The organism is Micromonospora rubida (assembly GCF_009908295.1).
GTDB lineage: Bacteria > Actinomycetota > Actinomycetes > Mycobacteriales > Micromonosporaceae > Micromonospora > Micromonospora rubida.
Window position 1 is genome coordinate 810980 of sequence record NZ_JAAALO010000004.1, and the last position, 21330, is coordinate 832309.

Genomic DNA, 21330 nt, shown 5'->3' on the forward strand with positions numbered 1-21330 from the left:
GCAGCGGCGTCGGCTGGCCCTGGTCGCCCAACTGGCCCGGGTGACCTGGGCCAAGCGGGCCAGCGAGGTCGTGCTCTGAAATCCGGGGCTGCGCTGGATTGACGAAATCGGTTACGGTCTGACTGGAGTGTCCGTCGGCGGGGTCGGTGCCTTGCCGCGGGGGAAGGCGCGGCAGAGTCCGGCCGCCACAACGATGACGGAAGGGTGTGAAGCATGGCGTTCGAGGTCGAAGCATCGACTCTTCATACCGCGGCGAATGACGTGCGGTCCACGCGTAGCGAGGTCGACGGCGAGCTGAAGAAGCTGCTGGGCGTGGTCGACGACCTGGCGATCGCCTGGAAGGGGCAGGCGTCCGGGGGCTTCCAGATCCTCATGAAGCGCTGGAACGAGGACACCAGGGTGCTGTTGACGGCGATGGACGACATCGCCGACCTGCTCGACAAGTCCGGCACGACCCACCAGGTCAACGACGAAGAGCAGCAGCAGATGCTGGACAAGTTCCACTCTGCTCTGAACCCGTGACCGGCAGTCAGGCGCAGAGGAGGAAATCGTGACGATCAAGGTTGACTACGCTGTCCTCGAGAGCAGCAACCAGCAGATGACGGCCATCGCGCGGACTCTCGACGAGAAGCTCGACACGCTGCGGGCCATGCTGACCAGGCTCCAGTGGGAGGGCGAGGACCGCGTCGCCTACCAGCAGCACCAGGCAAAGTGGGACACCGCCGTCCGGGACATCAACAAGATCCTGAACGAGATCGGCGGCGCCGTAGGAATCGCCCGCGCGAACTACGTCACCACCGAGATGAGCAATTCCAAGGTCTGGGGCTGAGATAGTTACCGGCACGGCTCCGGTCCGGCTCGACCGGACCGGAGCCGTTCTGTGTGACGGGTCGACGAGGGTCCTGGGGGAGCGATGCGTACGGGGAAGCACCGCCGGCCGCTGCTGCGGTCCGCTGCCGCCGTGTTGGCGCTGATAACCGCCGCCGGAGCCGGCCTGCTGGCCGGGCCCGCGCCGGCCCGCGCCGCCGACACGGTGCGCGGCCTCCAGTGGTACCTCGACACGTTGCGTATTCCCGAGGCGCACAAGCTGACCAAGGGCAAGGGCGTGACGGTCGCCGTCGTCGACGGCGGGGTGTACGCCGCGCATCCCGATCTGTTGGGTCAGGTCCTGCCGGGCACCTCCTTCTCGAAGGACGTGCCGGCCGACGGTCGTTCCGACCCGGACCGCGAGAACGGCCACGGCACCAAGATGGCCGGCATCATCGCCGGGCGGGGCGGCGGGTCCATGCACCAGTTGGGCATCGCCCCGGAGGCGAAGATCCTGCCGGTAGCCCTCGGCCCGACGCGCGACTGGGACCTCGCGAGCGGCATCCGCTGGGCTGCCGACCACGGCGCGGACGTGATCAACCTGTCCGTCGGCTACACCGGCAGCGATCCGCAGGTCACCGAGGCCGTGCGGTACGCGCTCGGCAAGGGAGCGGTGCTGGTGGCCGCCGCCGGCAACCGCCGGGTCGACCGGGCCGTGCCGCTGCCGGGCAACATCCCCGGCGTCCTCGCCGTCGGTGCCACCGGGAAGACCGGGTCCCTCTGGAGCGGGTCGGTGACCGGCCCGGAGGTGGGGCTGGCCGCGCCCGGTGTGCGGATCATCGGCCCGGTGCCGCCACCGGTCTCGCCGAACGGCTACGGCGTGACCGACGGGACCAGCGACGCGACGGCGGTGGTATCCGGGATCGCCGCGCTGGTGCGGTCCCGCTATCCCGATCTCGATGCCGCCGACGTGGTGAACCGGCTGATCCGCACCGCACGGGACCAGGGCGCCCGGGGCCGCGACCCGGAGTACGGCTTCGGCTCGGTCGACGTGCTGGCCGCGTTGACCCGCTCGGTGCCGAAGGTCGACGCGAACCCGCTGCTGACCGGCGCCTCGCCGACGCCCCCGGCGGCCTCGGACGGGGGCGGCGAGGACGGCGACGACCGGCCGGCGATCTCCGTCGGGCTGGCCGACAACGCACCGATCCAGCTCGGGCTCTGCCTGCTCGCGGTGCTCCTCGTGGGCGCGGTGGTCGTGGTGCTGATCGTGGTGAACCGACGGGCGGCGCGACGCCGCGTACCGCAGGCCCCGGTGGGCGGCCCACCGCCGCCACCCGGGCTGGCGCCACCGGGCCACGGCCCCTGGCCGGGCCAGCAGCACCCGCAGCAGCCGCGACCGCTCGGGCAGCCGACGGCCCCGCACCCGTATGGGCAGCAGGGCCCACATCCGTACGGCCCGGCGGGGCGGCCGGGCCCGCAGCCGGGCGGCGGGCAGACCGGGGCTCCCCCGGCGGGCCCGCAGCCGCGTTGACACCGACACCTGAGATGCGGGGCCAGGGGAGGGCACCATGAGCGACGATGACAACGATCCGGACCGGGTGAACGTCGATTTCCCCATTCCGATGCCGAACCCGATGTTTCCCGGCGTGGGCGACATCCGGGGGATCAGCTTCGACCGGATCGGCGTGGACCAGGCCGAGACGCCGTCCGGGCTGGTCGCCGGGAGCTGCGAGCGGGGCGTCGCGACGGAGTGGGACGCCAGCAGCCTCGACTCGGCCATCACCTGGCTCGAGACGCACGCCGGCTACCTCCATCGGCTCTCCTACGACATGGTCGACATCAAGGAGAAGCTCGGTGGCGACCAGGCCATAACGGGCAAGGGGCCGCTCGGCGGCTTCCAGTACGCCAAGCAGCTGGCCCAGCAGCACCAGCAGACGTACAGCAGCACGGAGAGTGGGCTGCGCACCCTGTCGGCGAACCTGTACACGGCCGCCGAGGCGCTCCGCACGGTCAAGCAGAACTTCGAGACCGCCGAGGGCGCGAACGCCATGACGGCCCAGGAGATGCAGCAGGCCTTCACCGACGCCGCTCCCGGCGGCGGCAGGTAGAGCGGGGGTAACGGGACATGGGGAAGAGCTGGGAGGACATGGCCCGCGAGGTGCTCGTCGAGGGCCAGCCGGCCTACGTGCAGAGCGCCGCGCTGGGCTGGAAGGAGCTGATCAAGAACCTCGATCAGGTCCGGGAGAGCCTGGAGACGAACGTCAAGGACATCGGCGTGGCCTGGAAGGGCCCGGCGTACGAGTCGTTCAAGACGCACATCGAAGGGCTGGCGAAGAGCGCGAAAACCATCATCGACGACGTCGACAACCCCGGCCGGGGCAAGGTCAGCATCGTGACCACCCTGGAGACCGCCGCCCGCCAACTGGAGCAGGCGCAGATCAAGATGCCGATCCCGGCGGCCTGTGTCGGTGATGTCATGGCGGCCCGCAACGGCGAGGTCACCCTTGGGATCGGGCTCTTCGAGACCCGGGTCAAGGCGGACCTGATGGGTAGCTGGCCCGTCGAGCAGCTCGGCAAGCTCGGCGACTGGGTGACCGGCTGGTTCTCCGACCAGGAGGGCGAGGCCCGCGAGGTCTACAACGAGGTGAACGACAACTTCAAGGACCGGACGATGGAGGCCCCGACCTCGGGCAGCGGGCCCCTCCGTACGGAACTCCCGCCGGAAACACCCGACCTTAAGGGTGGCCCGGACGTCGGTGGTGGCGGCGGGGTGCCGAAGGTCGGCGGGATGCCGGGCACCGGCGGGATCGGCGGTGCTCCCTCGGCCGACGTCGGCGGGATGCCGGACCTCGGCGGCAGCCCGGACCTCGGCGGTAGCCCGGATCTCGGCGGCAGCCCGGACCTCGGGTCGACCGCCCACCCCGACCTGTCCACTCCGGGCACCGGCACGGGGAACATCCCCGACACCAAATACCCGGGCTCCGGCGGGCTGGACGACGGCTACGGCACCGGGCTGGCCGGTGCCGGCGCACCGACCACCACCGGCCTCGGTCCGGGCGGCGGGCTGGGTGGTTCGGGGCTCGGCGGTGGCAGCGGCGCGGGCCTGTCCGGCGGCGGCGTGGGCGGCGGCATTCCCGGCGGCGGTGGGCTCGGCAAGGCGGTCAGCCCGGGGCTGCCGCCGATGATGGGCGGCGGGATGGCCGGCGCGGGCGGAAAGAGCGCGGGCGGAAAGAGCGCGGGCGGCCGGCTCGGCGGCAAGGCCGGCATGGGCGGCATGATGTCCCCCGGCATGGGTGGCGGTGCCGGTGGCCGGGGCGCGGGCGGCAAGGCTGCGGCCGGGGCTGGTAGACCTGGTGGCGCGACGGCTGGCCGGGGCGGCATGGCCGGGGCGGGCCACGGCGGTGCCGGCTACGCCGAGGAGGAGCAGGTCCGCAACACCTGGCTGGAGGAGGACGAGGACGTCTGGGGCGCGGGCGGCGACGACAGCCCCGGCATCCTTCGTTAACCCCCCGGCCCACGTCCGGAGTTGAGCATGACGGTGCCGGCCCACGCTTCGGCGTCGGCCGGCATCGTCATGCTCAACGGGACGAGGCGGGGGTGGGCCGGCGTCCCGGGCGCCAGCCGCGTCGCCGGCCCCGGGCCAGGATCGGCTTGGCGGCGAGCAGCACGCCGGCCAGCAACGCGCCCACCACGGCCACCCAGACCGCCACGGACCGTTGCCAGCCCAGCGGGTCCTCGGGCGGGGCCGGCGCGGCGAGCGCCCCCGGCGGCGGGTCGGTGCGCGTGCCGAGCAGGTTGGTGACGGCCCGGTACGGGTTCACCATCCCGTACCCGACCTGGGCGTTGTGCCCGTCCGGCGGGTTGTCCGCCGTGCGGGTGAGCCGGGCTGCGACCTGTTCCGGGGCGAGACCCGGGTACGCGGCGCGGACCAGCGCGGCTGCGCCGGAGACGTACGCGGCGGCGAAGCTGGTGCCGCCCTGCGGCTCGGCGAGGTACCCCTGGCCTCGGGGCGCGGGGCCGAGGATGTTCAGCCCCGGCGCGGCGATGTCCACATAGTCGCCGCTGACCGAGCTGTCGACGTGGCCGCCCTGCTCGTCGACCCCGGCGACGGCGATGACCCCCGGGTAGGCCGCCGGGTACGCGGGCAGGTCCTGCTGCTGCTCCTGCCGGTTGCCGGCGGCGGCCACCACGACGACCTTGTTCTTCAGGGCGTACTCGACGGCGGCGGCCAGCTCCGGGCGGGGCCGCGTGACCAGCGACAGGTTGATCACGTCGGCACCCTGGTCGACGGCCCAGCGGATGGCCTGGGCGATCTGCGCCGGCAGCTGCTCGTCGTTGGTGCGCTCGGTGCTGGGCAGCACGCGTACGGGCAGGATGCGGGCGGCCGGGGCGATGCCGGTGAACGGCGAGCCGGTGCCCTCCCGGCCGGCGATGATGCCGGCGACCATGGTGCCGTGCCCTGCCTGGTCGCACTGGCCCTGGAACGCGGGCAGGTTGTTGAAGTCCCGCCCGGGGCGCACCTTCCCGCGCAGCAGCGGGTGGGTGGCCGAGACGCCGGAGTCGATGACCGCCACGGTGACCCGCTCGCCGCGGGTGATCCGCCACGCCGCGGCCGGGTCCAACCGGGACAGCGCCCAGGGGGTCTCGGTAGGTGCGGGGTTCCCACTCGGCCCGCAGGCCGGGGCGGCCGAGGCCGGCCCGGGAGGCGGGACTGCGATGCCGAGCAGCGCCGCCGCGAGCCCACACAGGACCGCGGACCGCGCCGGCCCGGTACGCCCGTTCACTGCCATCCCCCTGGCCGGGTAGCTCCCGCGCATCGGCAGAGAGTACCGCCGGGCCGCCTCGGGCGGGGAGCACGGCCCTCCGGCGGCTCAGGAGCCGGCGGCCTCCTCGGTCTGCTCCCCGGTAAAGAGGGCGAGCAGGTCGCCGACCTGACGGTCCGACTCGGCCGGGTGGCGGAAGTGGCCGCGCGGATTGACCGTGTACTCGTTGCGCCGGCCCACCCGGGTGCGCCGGAGGTAGCCCCCGGTCTCCAGGTCCGCCACGATCGCCTGGGCGGCCCGTTCTGTGACGCCCACCTCGTCCGCGACGTCGCGCAGCCGGGCGGTCGGGTTCCGGGCGATGGCGAGCAGCACGTGCGCGTGGTTGGTGAGGAACGTCCAGTTCCGGGTGCTCCCGCTCGCGCCAGCCGTCGTCGTCATGTCCGACATGCTATGGCGGAGCCGTCCCGCGCACTCTCCTGGGCGGCCGACTGCCACTGCGGTCCCCGCCGGATCGGGGCGCGGGGACGGGCCTCGGCGCGCTACTGCGGCATCGGACCCGCGCACAAGAGCTTCCCAACGTATGAAATGCGTATCACGTAACGCTTGACGTGCCTTTAGCTGCGTGTGACGGTGGAGGAACTGGTCGTGCGGCCGAAGGGCGAGGTGATGGGGCATGAATCATTTGGGCATGTCGATGTCCGAGGCGGGGTTGGGGCGGGTCGACCCGTCGCCGGCCGCTCGCCCGGGCGATCTCGGCCCGCTTGCTCCGGACCGGGCTCTCGCGCCGCTTGCTCCGGACCGGGCTCTCGCGGAGTTGCACGCCGGAAACCACCGGTTCGTCACCGGCGTGCCGCGTCACCCGAACCAGGACGCCAGCCACCGGGCGGCCGTCGCCGACGGCCAACACCCGTTCGCGGTGATCGTCGGCTGCTCCGACTCCCGGCTGGCCGCCGAGATCATCTTTGACCGGGGGCTGGGCGACCTCTTCGTGGTCCGCACCGCCGGGCACACCGTCGGTCCCGAGGTGCTGGGCAGCGTGGAGTACGCGGTGACCGTGCTGGGCACCCCGCTGGTGGTGGTGCTCGGCCACGACTCCTGCGGTGCCGTGCAGGCGGCCCGGGCGGCGGCCAGCACCGGAACCCCGCCCATCGGCCACCTGCGGGCCGTGGTGGACGCCGTGGTGCCCAGCCTTCGCCGGGCCGCCGAGCGCGGGGTCGAGGACATCAACGGGATCGTCGACATCCACATCGCGCAGACCGTCGAGGCGATGCTCGCCAACTCGTCCGTGCTGGCCGCCGAGGTCACCGCCGGGCGATGCGCGGTGGTCGGGATGTCGTACCGGCTCAGCGCGGGCGAGGCGCGGACGGTGGCCGCAGTGCCAGCAGGCTCCGCCCTGCCCATCACCTCGGCCCCGGGTGACCCGGCAGCCACCTCGGCCCCCGGAGGGCCGGTCGTCACTCCGGCCCCGAGCGACCCGGCCGTCACGTCGGCCGCCACCTCGGCCCCCGGAGGGCCGGCCGTCACCCCGGTCCCGGGCGAGCCGGCCGCCGCCGCCCCGGTGGTCCAGGACGCGCCCGCCCCGCCCCCGGGAGTCGCCGCGGCCACTCTGGTGGCCCCGGCCGCCGCCTGAGACGCTCGTGGGGCCACGAAACGGCGAGGGCCGCCCCGCAGGTGTGCGGGGCGGCCCTCGATCGCGTGGGGACGTCGTCAGAGCAGCGACATGTGCACGTGGTCGGTGTGGTCGGAGGGCCCGCTGTAGGACTTCCAACCGGTAGCCGGGAACCAGATCTGCCGGTTCCAGATGACGTAGTAGATGCCGAGCCGGTCGGCGTTGCGGATGAGGAACGCGGCGAGGTTGTTGCCGTACATCCGGGTGTCGTTGTTGTGCCAGGGGGCGAAACCGCTCTTCTGCAGCGACCAGTCGCAGGCCCGGCCCTTGGGGTGCTCCCACGGCCCGCCCGGGCGGTAGCAGCCGACGAACCGGTGGAAACCGGCCTTCTTAGTCTCTTTGTACGCGTGCAGCGTGCGCGACGTGATGCATCCGGAGGTGGTCGGATCGTTCTCGCTGCACGATTCGGCGGGCCAGTCGCCGTCCGAGCCCCGGCCCGGCGCGATCTTCGCGACCGGTGACGTGGCGTTGACCAGTCCGCCGGTGAAGCCCTTGCCGCCGACCAGCGCGAGGGACTTCTCGGCGTCGTGCTTCTTCTTCGCCATGATCGCGGTCTGCTTCTGCTGCTCGCGGATCTCGGCGTCGACCGCGATCTTGGCCTGTTCCGCGAGTTCCTTGGCGTCGTTGACCTCGCCCAGCTTCCGAGCGTTGATCATATTGAGCTGGTCGAGGGCGGTGGCGCGCTCGACGAACGAGTCGGGGGAACCGCTCTCCAGCAGCACCGCCATCGGGCCGACCCGCCCGGTCCGGTACGACTGGGCGGCCATCTCGCTGATCTGTGGGGCGAGCGCTTCCAGCTGCTGTTCGGCCCGCTTCACCTCCAGAGCGAGCTGGAGCTGCCGCTTCTTGGACTTGTCGAGCTTCGCCTTGGCCTGGGTGAAGTCCCGGTTGGCGGCCTCGATGACGTCGGTGATCAGCTTGGGCTCGTCGTCCTCCTCGTGCCCCGAGGGTTTGGGGGTGGAGGGCGCGGCCAGCGCCGGGATGGCCGGCCCGGCGAGGATCGCCAGCGCGGCGAACACGGCCGCCACGGGTGCCAGCCAGCGGCGCAGGGGTGCCGTCACAGTGTTCCCTTCCATCGACCGCCGACCGGGTTAGCTGACGGGTTCGGGGCGGAAGTGGCCCCTACCGCTGTCGCGGATTCACCCCAGGTACCTGGATCCCCGGCTCGCCTCGCGGCGATTGGGCGGCGGCACCGCAGGCGCCGCTGCGCGCCTTCGGCGGTGACCGGCAGCGAGGTTACCCGACAGTCCTCGTGGGGATCTACGCCCGGATGCCGACTAAAAGCGTCATTTTGTAATTGCTTTCGGTAGTCAGTGACGCGGTTCTCACGCGTGACGCCACTCGCGGTCACGCTGCGGAGTGTCACCATGCGCTGTCCGTGCTCCCTTCTCGGCCGGCCCACCGGGCCGGGGGATCGGTGAGGCGGGCCGGCCCGCCGGGAAACCGGTCGTCGGGCCGCCCACCGCTGGGCGCCTCCAACGCGAGGTCCCGCTCCGCCGGGCGCCGGTCGGTGCCGGGGGGCACGCGAGGCCGGCACGCCCCCGTCGTCGCCCGGTCGGCCGGGTCCGACCGCGACAGCCCGGCCCGCCGCGGTGACCACCGCGGGCAGCCCGGTCGTCAGCGGCACGGCGGCGATCAGACCCAGGGTGGCGACGGCTCTGCGGACGATCTCCTGAGCCATGAACTCGGTGGTCAGGATCTCGGTCACCGTGGCCGCCTGGGTGACCGTGACGTCGTCGAGCACCCCGAGCGAGCCGATGATGATGCCGGCCAGCAGCAGGCCGTGCAGGTCCACGTCGCCCCGGAACATCGACAGGGTGGTGGCGTCCTCGCTGAGGTCTGCGCGCTCACCCCGTGAGTGAGATACAACACCACGAACATGATCAGCGCCGAGCCGACGACGGCGATCAGCAGCGGTGACCCGCCGGCACCGATCCCGGGCAGCACGAACGTCAGCAGGATGGCGAAGCTGGTGGCCAGGCCGGCCAGCCCCCGCCAACCGCCGAACGCGACGATCGCCAGCGCGAACACCACCGCCAGCCACACCAGCGGGGTGCCGCGCTGGTGCTCGGCGATGTTGTAGGCGCTCGCCGACGGGTGCGCGGGGCGGGTGATGCGGAATCCGGACGACCATCGCCCGGAATGGTAGCCATCCCCACCTGGGAACGCAGGTCGTGCGTCGGTCGGCCCGCCGGAACATGCCCCGACTGGCCTCCGGGTCGATCGTCCTGCCCCGGGTGCGGGGGCGGTCACCGCGCCGGCCGGGCCCGGATGGGCGCCGGTGCGGCCGCCCGTGGCGTGTTAGGCCCGGGCGTCCCGCCGGACCGGCTAGCGTGGACCGGGTGCGGACGGCGACGGTGCTGACTGCCGGGCGGTGGGCCCGGCTCGCGCTGCTGGTCTGCACCCTGGTCGGGCTGGCCGCGATGCACACCCTCGGCCACGGCGCACACGGCGGCGGGGGCCACGGCGGTCACGACTTGGCCGGGCCTCCCGACGTGCACCCGGCAGCCTCCTCCCACACCGCCGCGACGGGCGACGCTTCCGCCCTGACCGACGTGATCGGCGCTGTCCTCCCCATGACCGACGTGATCGGCGCTGTCCTCGCCATGACCGACGCGACCGGCGCTGTCCTCCCCATGGTCGACCTGGTCGGCGCGGTGCGGGTGTTGCCCGAGGGCTGTCCGATGGCGGGGTGCCCGTCCGCGCGGCTGCTGCCCGCCGGCGATCCCGGTGCCGGCACGCCCGGCTGGAGCATCTGTCTGGCTGTGCTCGGCGCGCTCGCCGTGGCGCTGTTCGTGGCCGTGCTCCTGCTCAGCGGGGTGCGGGCGGTCGGCCCGTCTGCCCGTCGGCTCGGCGGCGAGCCGCCCGCCGGTCCGCGTGCCCCACCGCCCCGGCCGATCGGCCTGCGGCTGACCGAGACCTCGGTGTCGCGCAGGTAGGACGTCCCGACACGGGCACCCGGCCCCTGTTGCCGGTGACCCGTGTCCCCGTCCTGCCCGCGTACGCACTCGACACCGAAGGATCCAGACCGTGACCACTCGTACCATCGCGCGCCGTGTCGCCCTGGCCGGCGGGGCGCTCGCCGCCGCCCTGGCCCTGACCGCCTGCGGTTCCGACGACCACGCCTCACCCGGCCACGACACGCCGTCCGCCGCGACCGGCGGCGCACCGGCCAGCGGATCGGCCACGTTCGGCGACGCCGACGTGATGTTCGCCCAGATGATGGTCCCGCACCACCGGCAGGCGGTGGAGATGGCCGAGTTGGCCGACACCCGGGCCGCCGACGCCGAGGTCAAGCACCTCGCCGTCCAGATCAAGGGTGCCCAGGGGCCGGAGATCGCGACCATGACCGGCTGGCTCACCGGGTGGGGCCGCCCCGTCCCGCCGGACGGGCCCGGGCACGGCATGCCGGGGATGGACCACGGCATGCCCGGGATGATGTCCGACGTGGACCTGACCAAACTGGCGGGCGCGACCGGCGCCGAGTTCGACCGGCAGTTCCTGACCATGATGATCGCCCACCACGAGGGTGCGATCACCATGGCGCGGGAGGAGCTGGCGAAGGGCGCGAACGCCGACGCCAAGGCGATGGCCCAGCGGATCGTCACCGCCCAGCAGGGCGAGATCGACGCCATGAACAAGATCCTCGCCCGGCTCTGACGTCGGCGGCCTGGTAGGTGGGGGACGGGTCTCTACGGCCCGTCCCCGGCCACGGGCTGGAGCGGACCCGGCGGCGAAAGCGGGACCGGGCGACGTGGGTCGGCGGGCGCGGTCAGCCGCGCTTCATGAGGCGGCCGACGGCGGCCATCATCTCGGTGGCCATCTCGTTGGCCCGGCCCTCGGCTGCGCCCTCGTGCATGCAGTGCCGGGCGTGCCCGTCGAGCAGGCCGAGGGCGACCTTGTCGAGGGCGGCCTGGATCGCGGAGATCTGGGTGAGCACGTCGATGCAGTAGCGGTCCTCGTCGACCATCTTCTCGATGCCGCGGACCTGGCCCTCCACGCGACGCAGTCGCGCGAGCAGTTGGTCCTTGCTGGCGGTGTACCCGCGGGTCGGGGCGGGCGTCGGTGCGGTCATGGCACCGAGGATAACCTACCCCTGGGGGGTATGCTACGGTCCTTGGCGACAGCGATACCCCCCACGGGTATCGGATGCCGGAGACGGCAGTGGTCCGCCTCACGATTACCCCCCGGGGGTAACGTGGGCCGGGAGAGGAGAATTGCGATGGTCACCACGACATACCAGGTGCAGGGGATGACCTGCGGGCACTGCGTCAGCTCGGTCAGCGCCGAGGTCGGCGGGATCGAGGGCGTCAGCGACGTCCAGGTGGAACTGGCCTCCGGGCGGGTCACCGTCACCAGCGAGGGCCCGCTGGACACCGACACCGTGCGCGCCGCCGTCGACGAGGCCGGTTACGACCTCGTCGGCGCGTGACGCCGCCCGCACAGAACCGAGGTATCCGATGAACACGGCGACGAAGCTGAGCGGTTTCGCCCTCGGCATCGCGGCGGTGTTCGGCGCGGCGTACGGGGTCGGCCGGGTGGCCGGCCCCGTCGCCCCGGCCGCCGAGACCCGCCACGCCGCCGGTGACCCCACCCACGGCAGCGCCGCGCAGCCCACCGGCGGCGCGCACTCCGCCACCGACGATCCCGCGGCCCACCTGCCGGGCGGGCTGCTCGTCTCCGACCAGGGCTACACCCTCGCCCCGGTGGCCGCCCCGGCCGGCGAGTTCGCCTTCCGGATCACCGGCCCCGACAATGCCCCCGTCACCCGTTACGACGTCGCGCACGACAAGCGGATGCACCTGATCGTCGCGCGGCGGGACCTCTCCGGCTTCCGGCACGTCCACCCGGAGCTGGCTCCGGACGGCACCTGGCGGGTCGCTTCCCCGCTCGGCGGCCCGGGCGTCTGGCGCGCGTTCGCGGACTTCACCCCCACCGGGGGCCCGGCGCTGACCCTCGGTGCCGACGTCACCGTGCCCGGCCCGGTCGACGCCCGGCCGCTGCCAGCGCCGGCGACCAGTGCCACGGCCGACGGCTACACCGTCACCCTGGCCGGCTCGCCGCAGCCGGGCCGCGCCACCGAGCTGACCCTGACCGTGAGCCGGGACGGCACGCCGGTCACCGACCTGCAGCCCTACCTCGGCGCCTACGGGCACCTGGTGGCGCTACGTCAGGGGGACCTCGCGTACCTGCACGTGCATCCCGAGCGCGCACCCGGGGACGGGCGGACCCCGGCCGGGCCGGCGGTGACGTTCTCCGCGGAGTTCCCCTCGGCCGGCGCGTACCGGCTCTACCTCGACTTCCGACACGGCGAGGCGGTGCACACGGCCGAGTTCACGGTCGTCGTGGGCGCCCCCGCCGTGCCCGGCGGCCCGGCGACGAGCACACCCGCCACCACCAGCCCGACCGGCACCGCCCCGACCGCCACCGGCGCCCCGAGCGCCGGTGCCGAACACGGGGTTCCCGGGCACGGGCACGACTGACAGGAGGGCTGAGATGACCTCGCCCACGCGGCCGTTGCAGGTCGCAGCGAACCGGATCGAGCTGGCGATCGGCGGGATGACCTGCGCGTCCTGCGCCGCCCGGATCGAGAAGAAGCTCAACCGGATGGACGGCGTGACCGCCACGGTCAACTACGCCACCGAGAAGGCCACCGTCTCGTACGCCGAAGACATCACCCCGGACGATCTGATCGCCACGGTGGAGAAGACCGGCTACACCGCCGTCGTGCCGCCCCCGCCCACCCGGGCCGGCGCGGAGCCCACCGCCGAGCCGGTCGACGAGCTACGCGGGCTGCGTACCCGGCTGTGGGTGTCGGTCGCGCTGGCCGTGCCGGTGATCGTGCTCGCCATGGTCCCGGCCTGGCAGTTCGACTACTGGCAGTGGCTGTCGCTGACCCTGGCCGCCCCGGTCGTGGTCTACGGCGGACTGCCCTTCCACCGGGCCGCGCTCGTCAACCTGCGGCACGGCGCGGCGACCATGGACACCCTGGTCTCGCTGGGCACCCTGGCTGCGTTCGGCTGGTCGCTGTGGGCGCTGTTCCTCGGCGACGCCGGGATGCCCGGCATGACCCACCCGTTCCGGCTCGACATCACCCGCACCGACGGCGCCGGCAACATCTACCTGGAGGCCGCCGCCGGGGTGACCGCGTTCCTCCTCGCCGGCCGGTACTTCGAGGCCCGGTCCAAGCGGACCGCCGGGGCGGCGCTGCGCGCCCTGCTGGAGCTGGGCGTCAGGGACGTCGCCGTGCTGCGCGACGGGGTGGAGACCCGCGTCCCGGTGGACCAGCTCGCGGTGGGGGACCGGTTCGTGGTCCGCCCCGGCGAGAAGATCGCCACCGACGGGGTGGTCGAGGACGGCACGTCGGCCGTCGACGCCAGCATGCTCACCGGCGAGTCCGTCCCGGTCGAGGTCGGCCCCGGCGACACCGTGGTCGGCGCGACCGTGAACGCCGGCGGCCGGCTGGTGGTCACCGCGACCCGGATCGGCGGCGACACCCAGTTGGCCCAGATGGCGAGGCTGGTCGAGCAGGCCCAGACCGGCAAGGCGGCCGTGCAGCGGCTGGCCGACCGGATCTCCGGGGTGTTCGTCCCGATCGTGATCGCGCTGGCCGCCGGCACGCTGGGCTGGTGGCTCGGCTCCGGTGCCGGCCCCACCGCCGCGTTCACCGCCGCCGTGGCGGTGCTGATCATCGCCTGCCCGTGCGCCCTCGGCCTGGCCACGCCGACGGCGCTGCTGGTCGGCACCGGGCGGGGCGCCCAGCTCGGCATCCTGATCAAGGGTCCGGAGGTGCTGGAGTCCACCCGGCAGGTGGACACCGTGGTGCTGGACAAGACCGGCACCGTCACCACCGGGCGGATGACCCTGGTCGACGTGCTCCCCGCCGACGGCGGGGACCCCGCCGAGCTGTTGCGGCTGGCCGGGGCGCTGGAGGTCGCCAGCGAGCACCCGATCGCCCGGGCCGTCGCCGCAGGTGCCGCCGACGCGGGGCCGCTCGCCCCGGTCACCGGTTTCGCCAACGTCGAGGGGCTCGGCGTCACCGGGACCGTCGAGGGCCGCGAGGTGATCGTCGGCCGGCTGCGGCTGCTGCGGGAGCGCGGACTCGACGTACCGGAGGAGGTCGAACGGGCGGTGACCGGCGCGGAGGCCGCCGGCCGGACGGCCGTGCTGGCCGGCTGGGACGGGCGGGCCCGGGGCGTGCTCGCGGTGGCCGACGCGGTCAAGCCGACCAGCGCGGCGGCGGTCGCCGGGCTGCGCGCCCTCGGCCTGACCCCGGTGCTGCTCACCGGCGACAACGCCACGGTGGCGAAGGCGGTGGCCGCCGAGGTCGGCATCGCCGAGGTGACCGCCGAGGTGCTGCCCGCCGACAAGGTGGACGTGGTGAAGCGGCTCCAGGCCGAGGGCCGGACCGTGGCCATGATCGGCGACGGGATCAACGACGCCGCCGCCCTGGCCCAGGCGGACCTGGGCCTGGCCATGGGCACCGGCACCGACGTGGCGATCGAGGCGAGCGACCTGACGCTGGTCCGGGGCGACCTGACCGCCGCCGTGGACGCGATCCGGCTCTCCCGCCGCACTCTGGCGATCATCAAGGGCAACCTGTTCTGGGCCTTCGCCTACAACGTGGCCGCCCTGCCGCTGGCCGCCGCCGGCCTGCTCAACCCGATGATCGCCGGCGCCGCGATGGCCTTCTCCTCGGTCTTCGTGGTGGCCAACAGCCTCCGCCTGCGCCGCTTCCGGCCGGCGCACCCCACCCACCCCTGAACCGGCCGGTCCGGCCCCCGGAGCGCCGTCGACTCCGCAGCCGACCGGCGGGGCCGCAGTCGTCGAGTCCGTCACAGTGGGTGAGTTCTGCCGGCCGGGGATGGTTGGGCGACCGAACGGCGGGGTACATCCAGGGCGTCGAAGGAACAGGCAAAACCGCAACGCTGGAGGTTCGCATGGGTATCGACGACAAGATCGCCAACACGTCCGAGAACGCGGCCGGAAAGCTGAAGGAAGGCGCCGGGCGGGCCACCGACAACGAGCGGCTGGAGGCCGAGGGTCGCAACGACCAGGCCGGCGCCAAGCTGAAGCAGGCGGGCGAGAAGATCAAGGATGCCTTCAAGAGCTGAACCAGCTCGTACCCGCGCCGGGCCGGCCATCGCCGGCCCGGCGTGCTGCGTGCCGATGGCCGGGTCCCGCGCGGGTGGCCGGGTCCCGCAGCCGGCCGGTGGGCGCCCCCCGTGCCGGTGAGCACGGTCCGTGACATCGTCCGGCATCTGGGACGGTCCACGGCCGAACGGGGAGAACCTGTCTCGTCCTGCCGTGACCGCCCTCGGGCGGATCAGCGGCGGGCGGGCCGGGCGGGCCGGTGACCGGCGGCGGGCAGCGGCCGGGACGGGCGACCGGCCGGGTCCAGCGATGCCCGGTCGGCGGCTGAGGTGCCGGAGGACCAGCCCTCCTCGTCGGCGACCGTGAGTCGTTTGCTGGTGACCCCCGGGAAGAGGTCGTCCAGCCGTTCCCGCACCGCCTCCGTGCGGGACGCGAGCACCGGCAGCAGCCGCTCCGCCCCCTGCTCCCGGGCCGCCTCCCGGCTCGCCTCGTCGGTGGCGGAGCGCAGCCGTTCGCCGATCCGCAGCGCGAACGCGTTGAGGAACGACTCGTCGTACGCCTTCGTCCGCCGGCTGCCGCCCGTGGACCGGCGCTCGGTCCGGCCACGCAGCATCGCGGCGGTGGCCTGCACCAGCAGCGACGTGTAGATCAGCTCGGCGGCGGCCAGGTCGGCCGGGAAGCCGAGCACGGTGGCGAATTCCAGGTCGTCGGACCAGACGGACTCGCACCGGTTCGCCGCCGCCACCTCCTGCACCAGCAGCGCCTTCGCCCCCGGGTACGGCGGCTCCGTGCCGAGCCGTACGCCGCCGGGCACGTCGGCCCGCTCGGCGGCCGCGGCGACCAGGGCGGCGTCGAGGCTGTGCCGGGTCATCAGCTCCTGCGCCTTGCCGGTCAGCGCCTCCGCCTCCGCCGGGAAGGTGGTCGACTCGGCCTTGGCGAGCAGGGCCCGCACCCGGTCGAGCATCCGCGACCCGCTGCCACCGGCCGGGACGGCCGCCGCGGCGGCGGCGGTGCCGGGCGGCGGGCGGAGCACCGCGATCGGTGGCAGCCCCTCGACCAACGCCAGCACATCCACCGCGTCGCGCAGGGCGGCGATCCGGTCGGTGCCTTCGCGGGCGGCCCAGGACGTCAGGTACCGACGGTCGTCGTCCCACCACACGACCGCGTCGAGGCCGGCGAGCTGGTCGTCCCACCAGCCGGGGACCGGGCCGGGCAGATCCCGGCGGTCGGCGGCGGCCAGGTCGACCACCAGCCGCCCGGCCGGCGGGCCGAGCCGGCGGGCCGCGATCCGGGCCAGGTCCGCCGGCTGCCAGCCCCGGGGCCAGAGCCGGCCCACGCCGCGCACCAGGCGGGCCGTCAGGGCGGCGTCCACCGCCGCCGGGCCGTCCGCGACGCCCGCGCCGACCACCAGCCGGTCGAGCTGCCGCTCCGCCGCGCGTACGTCGGTGCCGCGCGCCGCCGCGAGGGCGTCGGCGACCAGCTCGGCGGGGTCCGGCACGGTGTCCTCCGTCAGTTCGGGTCCCCGGTGTTCGGCCGGCGGCTCGGGGGCGGGCCGGGTGCCGGTCCGCTCCGGAAACCGTACCGCCGGGCCGGGCCGGGCCGCGCCGGACCGGGCGTGAGCGCCGCCACGTCGGGGCTCGGATCCCCCGGGGTCGGTCGTCGCGCCGCCTGCCGCCCGTGGTCACCCGGTTCCGGCGAAGACGGTGGGATGGAGCCGAAGACCCTGCTCACCGCCCTACCGGCCGGTACGGCGGCCCGTGCCGGCCGGCTGGCGCGCGGCCCCGGGAGGGGCCATCGATCAGAGTGCCGGCTATCCTGGTGCGAACGAGCCGGCGCCCGCCTTCTGCCACGAGGGATCGCTGCCGGTCACCGACCAGGGGGAGTGGTTCGTTGAGCCCCGCCACGCCGATGGCCGTTCCGTGGTCGATGCCCAGTCACCTGTCGATCACCCCGCTCGCGGTCACCGAGGGTCGAGGGCTGCTCGTCGTGATCGGCGAGATCGACCTGGCGACCTCCGGTGAGCTGGCGGCGGCCCTGGCCGACGCCCTGGGCGGCCCGCCGCTGAGCGCGTTGGAGGTCGATTTCGCCGGGGTCCGGTTCCTGGACTCGTCCGGCATCCTGGTCCTGCTGCGCGCCCATGCCCGCGCCGCCGGGCAGGGCTGCCGGCTCACCGTCACCGACGTCCGGCCCGCGGTGCGCCGGGTCCTGGAGATCACCGGCGTGTTGGCCACGCTGGGCCTGGGCAGCACGTCCCCGGCCTGCTGACGGCCACCCGCCGCCCGCCGGTCAGCTCACCGCCCGTCGCCCTGAGCCTCCCCACGGGGGAAGGACGCCCAGATGTGCTTCGTGCCCTCCGTGGCGTACCAGCCGACATCCAGGGAGAAGGCCCGGGCGAGCTGGAGGCCACGACCGCCGGTGCCCAGCGGGAGGGTGTCGGCCAGCTCGGGCACGCTGGTCAGGTCGTGGTCGGTGACGTCGAGGATGAACACGTCCTCGTCCCGAAGCAGCCGGACCGTGGTCGGTGGCAGCCCGTGCAGCAGGGCGTTGGTGGCCAGCTCCGTGGCGACCAGTACGACCCGCTCGGGGACGCCGTCGAGTTCCTCGCCCTCGGCGAGGGCGTACCCGGTGAACGCCTTGTGCAAAGACGCGCGGAGGCCGCGCAGCTCCGCTCCGGTGGACAGGGTCCAGCAGTGCAGCTCCGTGGCGCGGGGCGGTGGCGGCGACGTACGCAATCCCATCATCCCGGTTTACCCGCGTCGGACGTCGCTAACACGGCCTCCGGCGGTCCACCGCCGGTCAGGCCAGCGGCTTGCCGCCGGTCACCCCGAGCACCTCGCCCGTGACGTAGCTGGACTCCTGGGAGGCGAAGAAGACGTACGCCGGGGCCAGCTCGGCCGGCTGCCCGGCCCGGCCCAGCGGCACGTCCGCGCCGAACGACTCGACCTTCTCCGGGGGCATGGTCGCCGGGATCAGCGGGGTCCAGACGGGGCCGGGCGCCACACAGTTGACCCGAATGCCCCTGTCCGCCAGGTTCTGCGCCAGCCCCTTGGTGAAGTTGACGATGCCCGCCTTCGTGGTGGCGTAGTCCAACAGGTCGGGGGAGGGCTGGTACGCCTGGATCGACCCCGTGTTGATGATCGTCGCGCCGGGTGCCAGGTGCGGCACCGCCGCCTTGCAGAGCCAGAACATCGCGTACAAATTGGTCTTGAGCACCCGGTCGAACTGCTCGGTGCTGATGTCGGTGATCCCGCCGGCCTGCGACATCTGGTGGGCGGCGTTGTTCACCAGGATGTCCAGGCCGCCGAGCTCGTCGACGGCCCGCCGGATGATCTCCTGGCAGTGCGCCTCCTCGCGGATGTCGCCCGCCACGGTCACCACCGTGCGACCGGCGTCGCGTACCAGCCGGGCCGTCTCCTCGGCGTCGGGCTTCTCCTCCGGCAGGTGGGTGATCAGCACGTCCGCGCCCTCGCGGGCGAAGGCGAGGGCGACGGCCCGGCCGATGCCGGAGTCGCCGCCGGTGACGACGGCCCTCCTCCCGGTCAGCCGGCCGGTGCCCCGGTAACTGTCCTCGCCGTGGTCGGGGGCGTCGGGCATCTTCCAGGTCTTCCCGGGGGCGGACTGCCGTCCGCCGGTCTGCTCGTCCGGGGTGCGGAACTGCTCCTGGGGGTCCTGCTGGTCGTGCTGGTCGTGGCTCACGGTTCCATCCCTCCTCGCCGCTGGTGCGCGGTACTGATCAGTGGTTCCCCCACCGGGCCCGCCCAACCGGGTCCGGCCGCGAAGCGCCTGCCGGGTCGCTGACCAGCCCCGCCGGGACGGTCACGGTGCGGGGCGGCAGGGGGCGGCTGGGGTACGGTCCGGCAGGTGACCGTCCTCCGTTCGCTGCTGTTGTTCGCCCTCGCCGCGATCGCCGAGATCGGCGGCGCGTGGCTGGTGTGGCAGGGCTGGCGCGAACACCGGGGCCTGTGGTGGGTCGCCGCCGGCGTGATCGCCCTCGGCGCCTACGGCTTCGTGGCCACCTTCCAACCCGACCCGAACTTCGGCCGAATCCTGGCCGCCTACGGTGGGGTGTTCGTGGCCGGCTCGCTCGCCTGGGGCATGTTCGTGGACGGGTTCCGCCCCGACCGGTGGGACCTGACCGGCGCGGCCATCTGCCTGCTCGGCGTCGCCGTCATCATGTACGCCCCGCGCGACGCCTGACCGGTCGACCGCCCCCGGCCAGCCGGGCGGGTGACGGTGGGTGACGGTGCGCTCGCCGAGCTCGGCGGGGCCGCGCCGACCGGCCGGTAAGGTGGCGCGGTGCGTATCTGGCGAGGCGTCTCGGACGTACCTTCCGATGTGGGCCCGTGCGTTCTTGTCGTGAGCGACGGATCGCAGCTCGGCGGCGACCGGCTGGTGTGGAGCGGCGTCGCGGAGGCCCGTCGCCTCGGGGTGGCCTGCGTGCTGCTGCTCCTGGCGCCCTCGCCGGCCGAGGCCACCGCCGTCGAGGACGCCGGGCGACCGCTCGCGGGCCTCGGCGTCGACGCGATCTGTGTGCAGCCGCTCGCCGGCCCGCCGGCAGGCGGCGGCTGGGACGAGTCGACGGTCGCCACCCTCGTGGCGAGGTTGCCGGCGGTGGCGTTGGTGCTCGACTCGGCGGCCGTCGTCGGCGGCGGGGGCGACCCGGCTGAGCTGGGCCGGCGTACCGGGGTGGCCGTGCGTGCCGTCGACCCGTCCGGGCAGCGGCAGCCGGACCGGCTGTCCGCCGCGTACGTCAGGGAACGCCTGCTGGCGGGTGACGTGGCTGCGGCGACGGAGGCGGTGGGCTGCCCGCACCGGCTGGCAGGGGTGGTCGTGCACGGCGAGGGCCGGGGGAGGGGTCTCGGCTTTCCCACGGCGAACCTCGCCCTCGCCGAGCATTCGGTGGTGCCCGGCGACGGCATCTATGCGGGCTGGTTCACGGTGGTGGACAGGAGTTGGTCCGACGGGGACATGACCGGGGGCGTCCGCTATCCCGCCGCGATCTCGATCAGCCGGAACCCCACCTTCGCGGGCCGCCAACGCACCGTGGAGCCGTACGTGCTCGACGTTTCCGCCGACCTCTACGGCCAGGCGGTGACCACCGACTTCGTCGAGCGGGTACGCGTTCCCGAGCGCTTCGACTCGATCGAAGAGTTGATCGCCACCATGCGGCGGGACGTCGAGGACGTTCGATCGGTGTTACGTGCTGCGCGGGGATCCCGGCGCCTCGGCTAGCCTGCGGGGATGGTTGTGCGATCGTCGCGCCGTGACGCCGGCCGGTGGCGGGCGCCGGTGAAGCCGAAGCCGCCGCCGTCGCTGGAACTGGCGACCGCGGAGAGCGCCGCCGTCGAGGACGATGCCACGTTCAGCCGGTGGGGATTCTTCGATCTCGACCTGTCGGGGCGATCGGCGGACGGGGTCGAGTTCGCGCAGTGCCGGTTCAAAGGCACGGACCTGAGCGGTGCCCGGCTGGAGGGGGCGAGGTTCGCCGACTGCCTGTTCGAGAGCACGAACCTGGCGAACCTGCGGGCGGAGAAGTCGTCGTTGCTGCGGGTGCGGCTGTCGACGGCGCGGATGACCGGCGTGCAGTGGATCAACGGCGCGGTGCGGGACGTGACGATCTCGGACTGCCGGCTGGACCTGTCGTCGTGGCGGTTCACGGACTTCTCCAGCGTGGCGTTCGAGGGGTGCAACCTGACCCGGGCGGACTTCCAGAACGGGGACCTGCGCGGGGCCCGGTTCACCGACTGCGACCTGACCGGGGCGCAGTTCTCCCAGGCGACGATGACGGGCACCCGGTTCGCCAACTGCGTCCTGGCCGGGATCGGCGGGGTGACGAGCATGGCCGGGGCGATCGTCGCGCAGCAGGACCTCGCCGCCCTGTCGTACACCCTGGCGGGCGCGTTGGGGATCAGCATCGAGGACGCCGGCGGGGAGTGAGCCCGGCCGGGGCACCTGGGCGGTTGCGAGGCCGGTGGGCAGGAGACGTTATCGAAACGA

Annotated in this window: 22 protein-coding genes, 2 pseudogenes and 1 riboswitch; of the genes and pseudogenes, 16 read left to right on the plus strand and 8 right to left on the minus strand. The window is 73.7% G+C overall.

The genetic code is table 11. The features are described from left to right. Nucleotides 1-213 precede the first annotated feature (213 nt). The 5 genes from GVV04_RS18280 (at nt 214) to GVV04_RS18300 (ending at nt 4312) form a co-directional block, all read left to right on the plus strand. On the plus strand, nt 214-522 hold the full coding sequence (locus GVV04_RS18280) for a WXG100 family type VII secretion target (RefSeq protein ID WP_161689210.1): 309 nt from the start codon (nt 214-216) through the stop codon (nt 520-522). A 28-nt stretch (nt 523-550) separates the two neighbouring features. Further along, on the plus strand, nt 551-829 hold the full coding sequence (locus tag GVV04_RS18285; protein WP_161689211.1) for a WXG100 family type VII secretion target: 279 nt from the start codon (nt 551-553) through the stop codon (nt 827-829). Nucleotides 830-913: 84 nt separating this feature from the next. Further along, entirely contained in the window at nt 914-2338 is a 1425-nt protein-coding gene (locus tag GVV04_RS33990) for a S8 family serine peptidase (RefSeq protein ID WP_161689212.1), read from the plus strand. A gap of 37 nt (nt 2339-2375) precedes the next feature. Then, nucleotides 2376-2915, plus strand: a complete 540-nt coding sequence (locus GVV04_RS18295) for a hypothetical protein (protein WP_161689213.1) — start codon at nt 2376-2378, stop codon at nt 2913-2915. Between the two features lie 17 nt (nt 2916-2932). After that, nucleotides 2933-4312, plus strand: coding sequence for a WXG100 family type VII secretion target (locus GVV04_RS18300; protein ID WP_161689214.1), 1380 nt, complete (start codon nt 2933-2935; stop codon nt 4310-4312). A gap of 73 nt (nt 4313-4385) precedes the next feature. Here GVV04_RS18300 and mycP read toward each other — a convergent pair whose 3' ends face one another. Then, on the minus strand, nt 4386-5624 hold the full coding sequence (gene mycP / locus GVV04_RS18305; RefSeq protein WP_235966257.1) for a type VII secretion-associated serine protease mycosin: 1239 nt from the start codon (nt 5622-5624) through the stop codon (nt 4386-4388). 54 nt (nt 5625-5678) lie between these two features. After that, nucleotides 5679-6017, minus strand: a complete 339-nt coding sequence (locus GVV04_RS18310; protein WP_407938810.1) for a helix-turn-helix transcriptional regulator — start codon at nt 6015-6017, stop codon at nt 5679-5681. 247 nt (nt 6018-6264) lie between these two features. Here GVV04_RS18310 and GVV04_RS18315 point away from each other — a divergent pair. Further along, nucleotides 6265-6996, plus strand: a pseudogene (locus GVV04_RS18315) (carbonic anhydrase); the annotation flags it as partial. 281 nt (nt 6997-7277) lie between these two features. Here GVV04_RS18315 and GVV04_RS18320 read toward each other — a convergent pair. Both GVV04_RS18320 and GVV04_RS32225 read right to left on the minus strand, forming a co-directional pair. Continuing rightward, nucleotides 7278-8300 carry a coiled-coil domain-containing protein gene (locus GVV04_RS18320; protein ID WP_161689216.1) on the minus strand — a complete coding sequence of 341 codons (1023 nt, stop codon included), beginning with the start codon at nt 8298-8300 and terminating at the stop codon, nt 7278-7280. Between the two features lie 4 nt (nt 8301-8304). Then, nucleotides 8305-8435: riboswitch (cyclic di-AMP (ydaO/yuaA leader) on the minus strand. A gap of 263 nt (nt 8436-8698) precedes the next feature. Then, nucleotides 8699-9507 (minus strand): annotated as a pseudogene (locus tag GVV04_RS32225) (YibE/F family protein); the annotation flags it as partial. 74 nt (nt 9508-9581) lie between these two features. Here GVV04_RS32225 and GVV04_RS32230 point away from each other — a divergent pair. Both GVV04_RS32230 and GVV04_RS18335 read left to right on the plus strand, forming a co-directional pair. Continuing rightward, nucleotides 9582-10178: a hypothetical protein gene (locus tag GVV04_RS32230; RefSeq protein WP_201753595.1), complete on the plus strand. Its 597-nt coding sequence runs from the start codon at nt 9582-9584 to the stop codon at nt 10176-10178. A gap of 91 nt (nt 10179-10269) precedes the next feature. Further along, the gene (locus tag GVV04_RS18335) at nt 10270-10899 is read left to right on the plus strand and encodes a DUF305 domain-containing protein (RefSeq protein ID WP_328822438.1); all 630 of its coding nucleotides are present in this window, start codon (nt 10270-10272) and stop codon (nt 10897-10899) included. 112 nt (nt 10900-11011) lie between these two features. Here the strand turns inward: GVV04_RS18335 and GVV04_RS18340 are convergent, their stop codons facing one another. Continuing rightward, nucleotides 11012-11314 (minus strand): metal-sensitive transcriptional regulator, encoded by a 303-nt coding sequence (locus tag GVV04_RS18340; RefSeq protein WP_161689218.1) that lies wholly within the window; start codon nt 11312-11314, stop codon nt 11012-11014. 147 nt (nt 11315-11461) lie between these two features. Here GVV04_RS18340 and GVV04_RS18345 point away from each other — a divergent pair, with 147 nt between their 5' ends. The 4 genes from GVV04_RS18345 to GVV04_RS18360 all read left to right on the plus strand — a co-directional run bounded on the left by GVV04_RS18345 (nt 11462) and on the right by GVV04_RS18360 (nt 15353). After that, complete coding sequence (locus GVV04_RS18345; RefSeq protein WP_161689219.1) at nt 11462-11671, plus strand: heavy-metal-associated domain-containing protein; 210 nt, start codon at nt 11462-11464, stop codon at nt 11669-11671. A gap of 28 nt (nt 11672-11699) precedes the next feature. Further along, nucleotides 11700-12722: a DUF748 domain-containing protein gene (locus tag GVV04_RS18350; protein ID WP_161689220.1), complete on the plus strand. Its 1023-nt coding sequence runs from the start codon at nt 11700-11702 to the stop codon at nt 12720-12722. A 13-nt stretch (nt 12723-12735) separates the two neighbouring features. Next, nucleotides 12736-15003 carry a heavy metal translocating P-type ATPase gene (locus GVV04_RS18355; protein ID WP_161689221.1) on the plus strand — a complete coding sequence of 756 codons (2268 nt, stop codon included), beginning with the start codon at nt 12736-12738 and terminating at the stop codon, nt 15001-15003. A 176-nt stretch (nt 15004-15179) separates the two neighbouring features. Further along, nucleotides 15180-15353, plus strand: a complete 174-nt coding sequence (locus GVV04_RS18360) for a CsbD family protein (protein ID WP_161689222.1) — start codon at nt 15180-15182, stop codon at nt 15351-15353. 212 nt (nt 15354-15565) lie between these two features. Here the strand turns inward: GVV04_RS18360 and GVV04_RS18365 are convergent, their stop codons facing one another. Further along, entirely contained in the window at nt 15566-16831 is a 1266-nt protein-coding gene (locus GVV04_RS18365) for a DUF2786 domain-containing protein (protein WP_161689223.1), read from the minus strand. A 392-nt stretch (nt 16832-17223) separates the two neighbouring features. Between GVV04_RS18365 and GVV04_RS18370 the strand changes: the two genes are divergently transcribed. Further along, entirely contained in the window at nt 17224-17598 is a 375-nt protein-coding gene (locus GVV04_RS18370) for an STAS domain-containing protein (RefSeq protein ID WP_161689224.1), read from the plus strand. 26 nt (nt 17599-17624) lie between these two features. Here GVV04_RS18370 and GVV04_RS18375 read toward each other — a convergent pair whose 3' ends face one another. Next, nucleotides 17625-18071: an ATP-binding protein gene (locus GVV04_RS18375; protein ID WP_328822439.1), complete on the minus strand. Its 447-nt coding sequence runs from the start codon at nt 18069-18071 to the stop codon at nt 17625-17627. A gap of 58 nt (nt 18072-18129) precedes the next feature. Further along, the gene (locus GVV04_RS18380) at nt 18130-19029 is read right to left on the minus strand and encodes an SDR family oxidoreductase (protein WP_161689226.1); all 900 of its coding nucleotides are present in this window, start codon (nt 19027-19029) and stop codon (nt 18130-18132) included. A gap of 165 nt (nt 19030-19194) precedes the next feature. Here GVV04_RS18380 and GVV04_RS18385 point away from each other — a divergent pair, with 165 nt between their 5' ends. From GVV04_RS18385 to GVV04_RS18395, 3 genes are all read left to right on the plus strand, one after another. Continuing rightward, nucleotides 19195-19530: a YnfA family protein gene (locus tag GVV04_RS18385; RefSeq protein ID WP_161689227.1), complete on the plus strand. Its 336-nt coding sequence runs from the start codon at nt 19195-19197 to the stop codon at nt 19528-19530. Nucleotides 19531-19689: 159 nt separating this feature from the next. Next, nucleotides 19690-20565, plus strand: a complete 876-nt coding sequence (locus GVV04_RS18390) for a riboflavin kinase (protein ID WP_161689228.1) — start codon at nt 19690-19692, stop codon at nt 20563-20565. A 9-nt stretch (nt 20566-20574) separates the two neighbouring features. After that, complete coding sequence (locus tag GVV04_RS18395; protein WP_161689229.1) at nt 20575-21270, plus strand: pentapeptide repeat-containing protein; 696 nt, start codon at nt 20575-20577, stop codon at nt 21268-21270. The last annotated feature ends 60 nt before the right edge of the window (nt 21271-21330 follow it).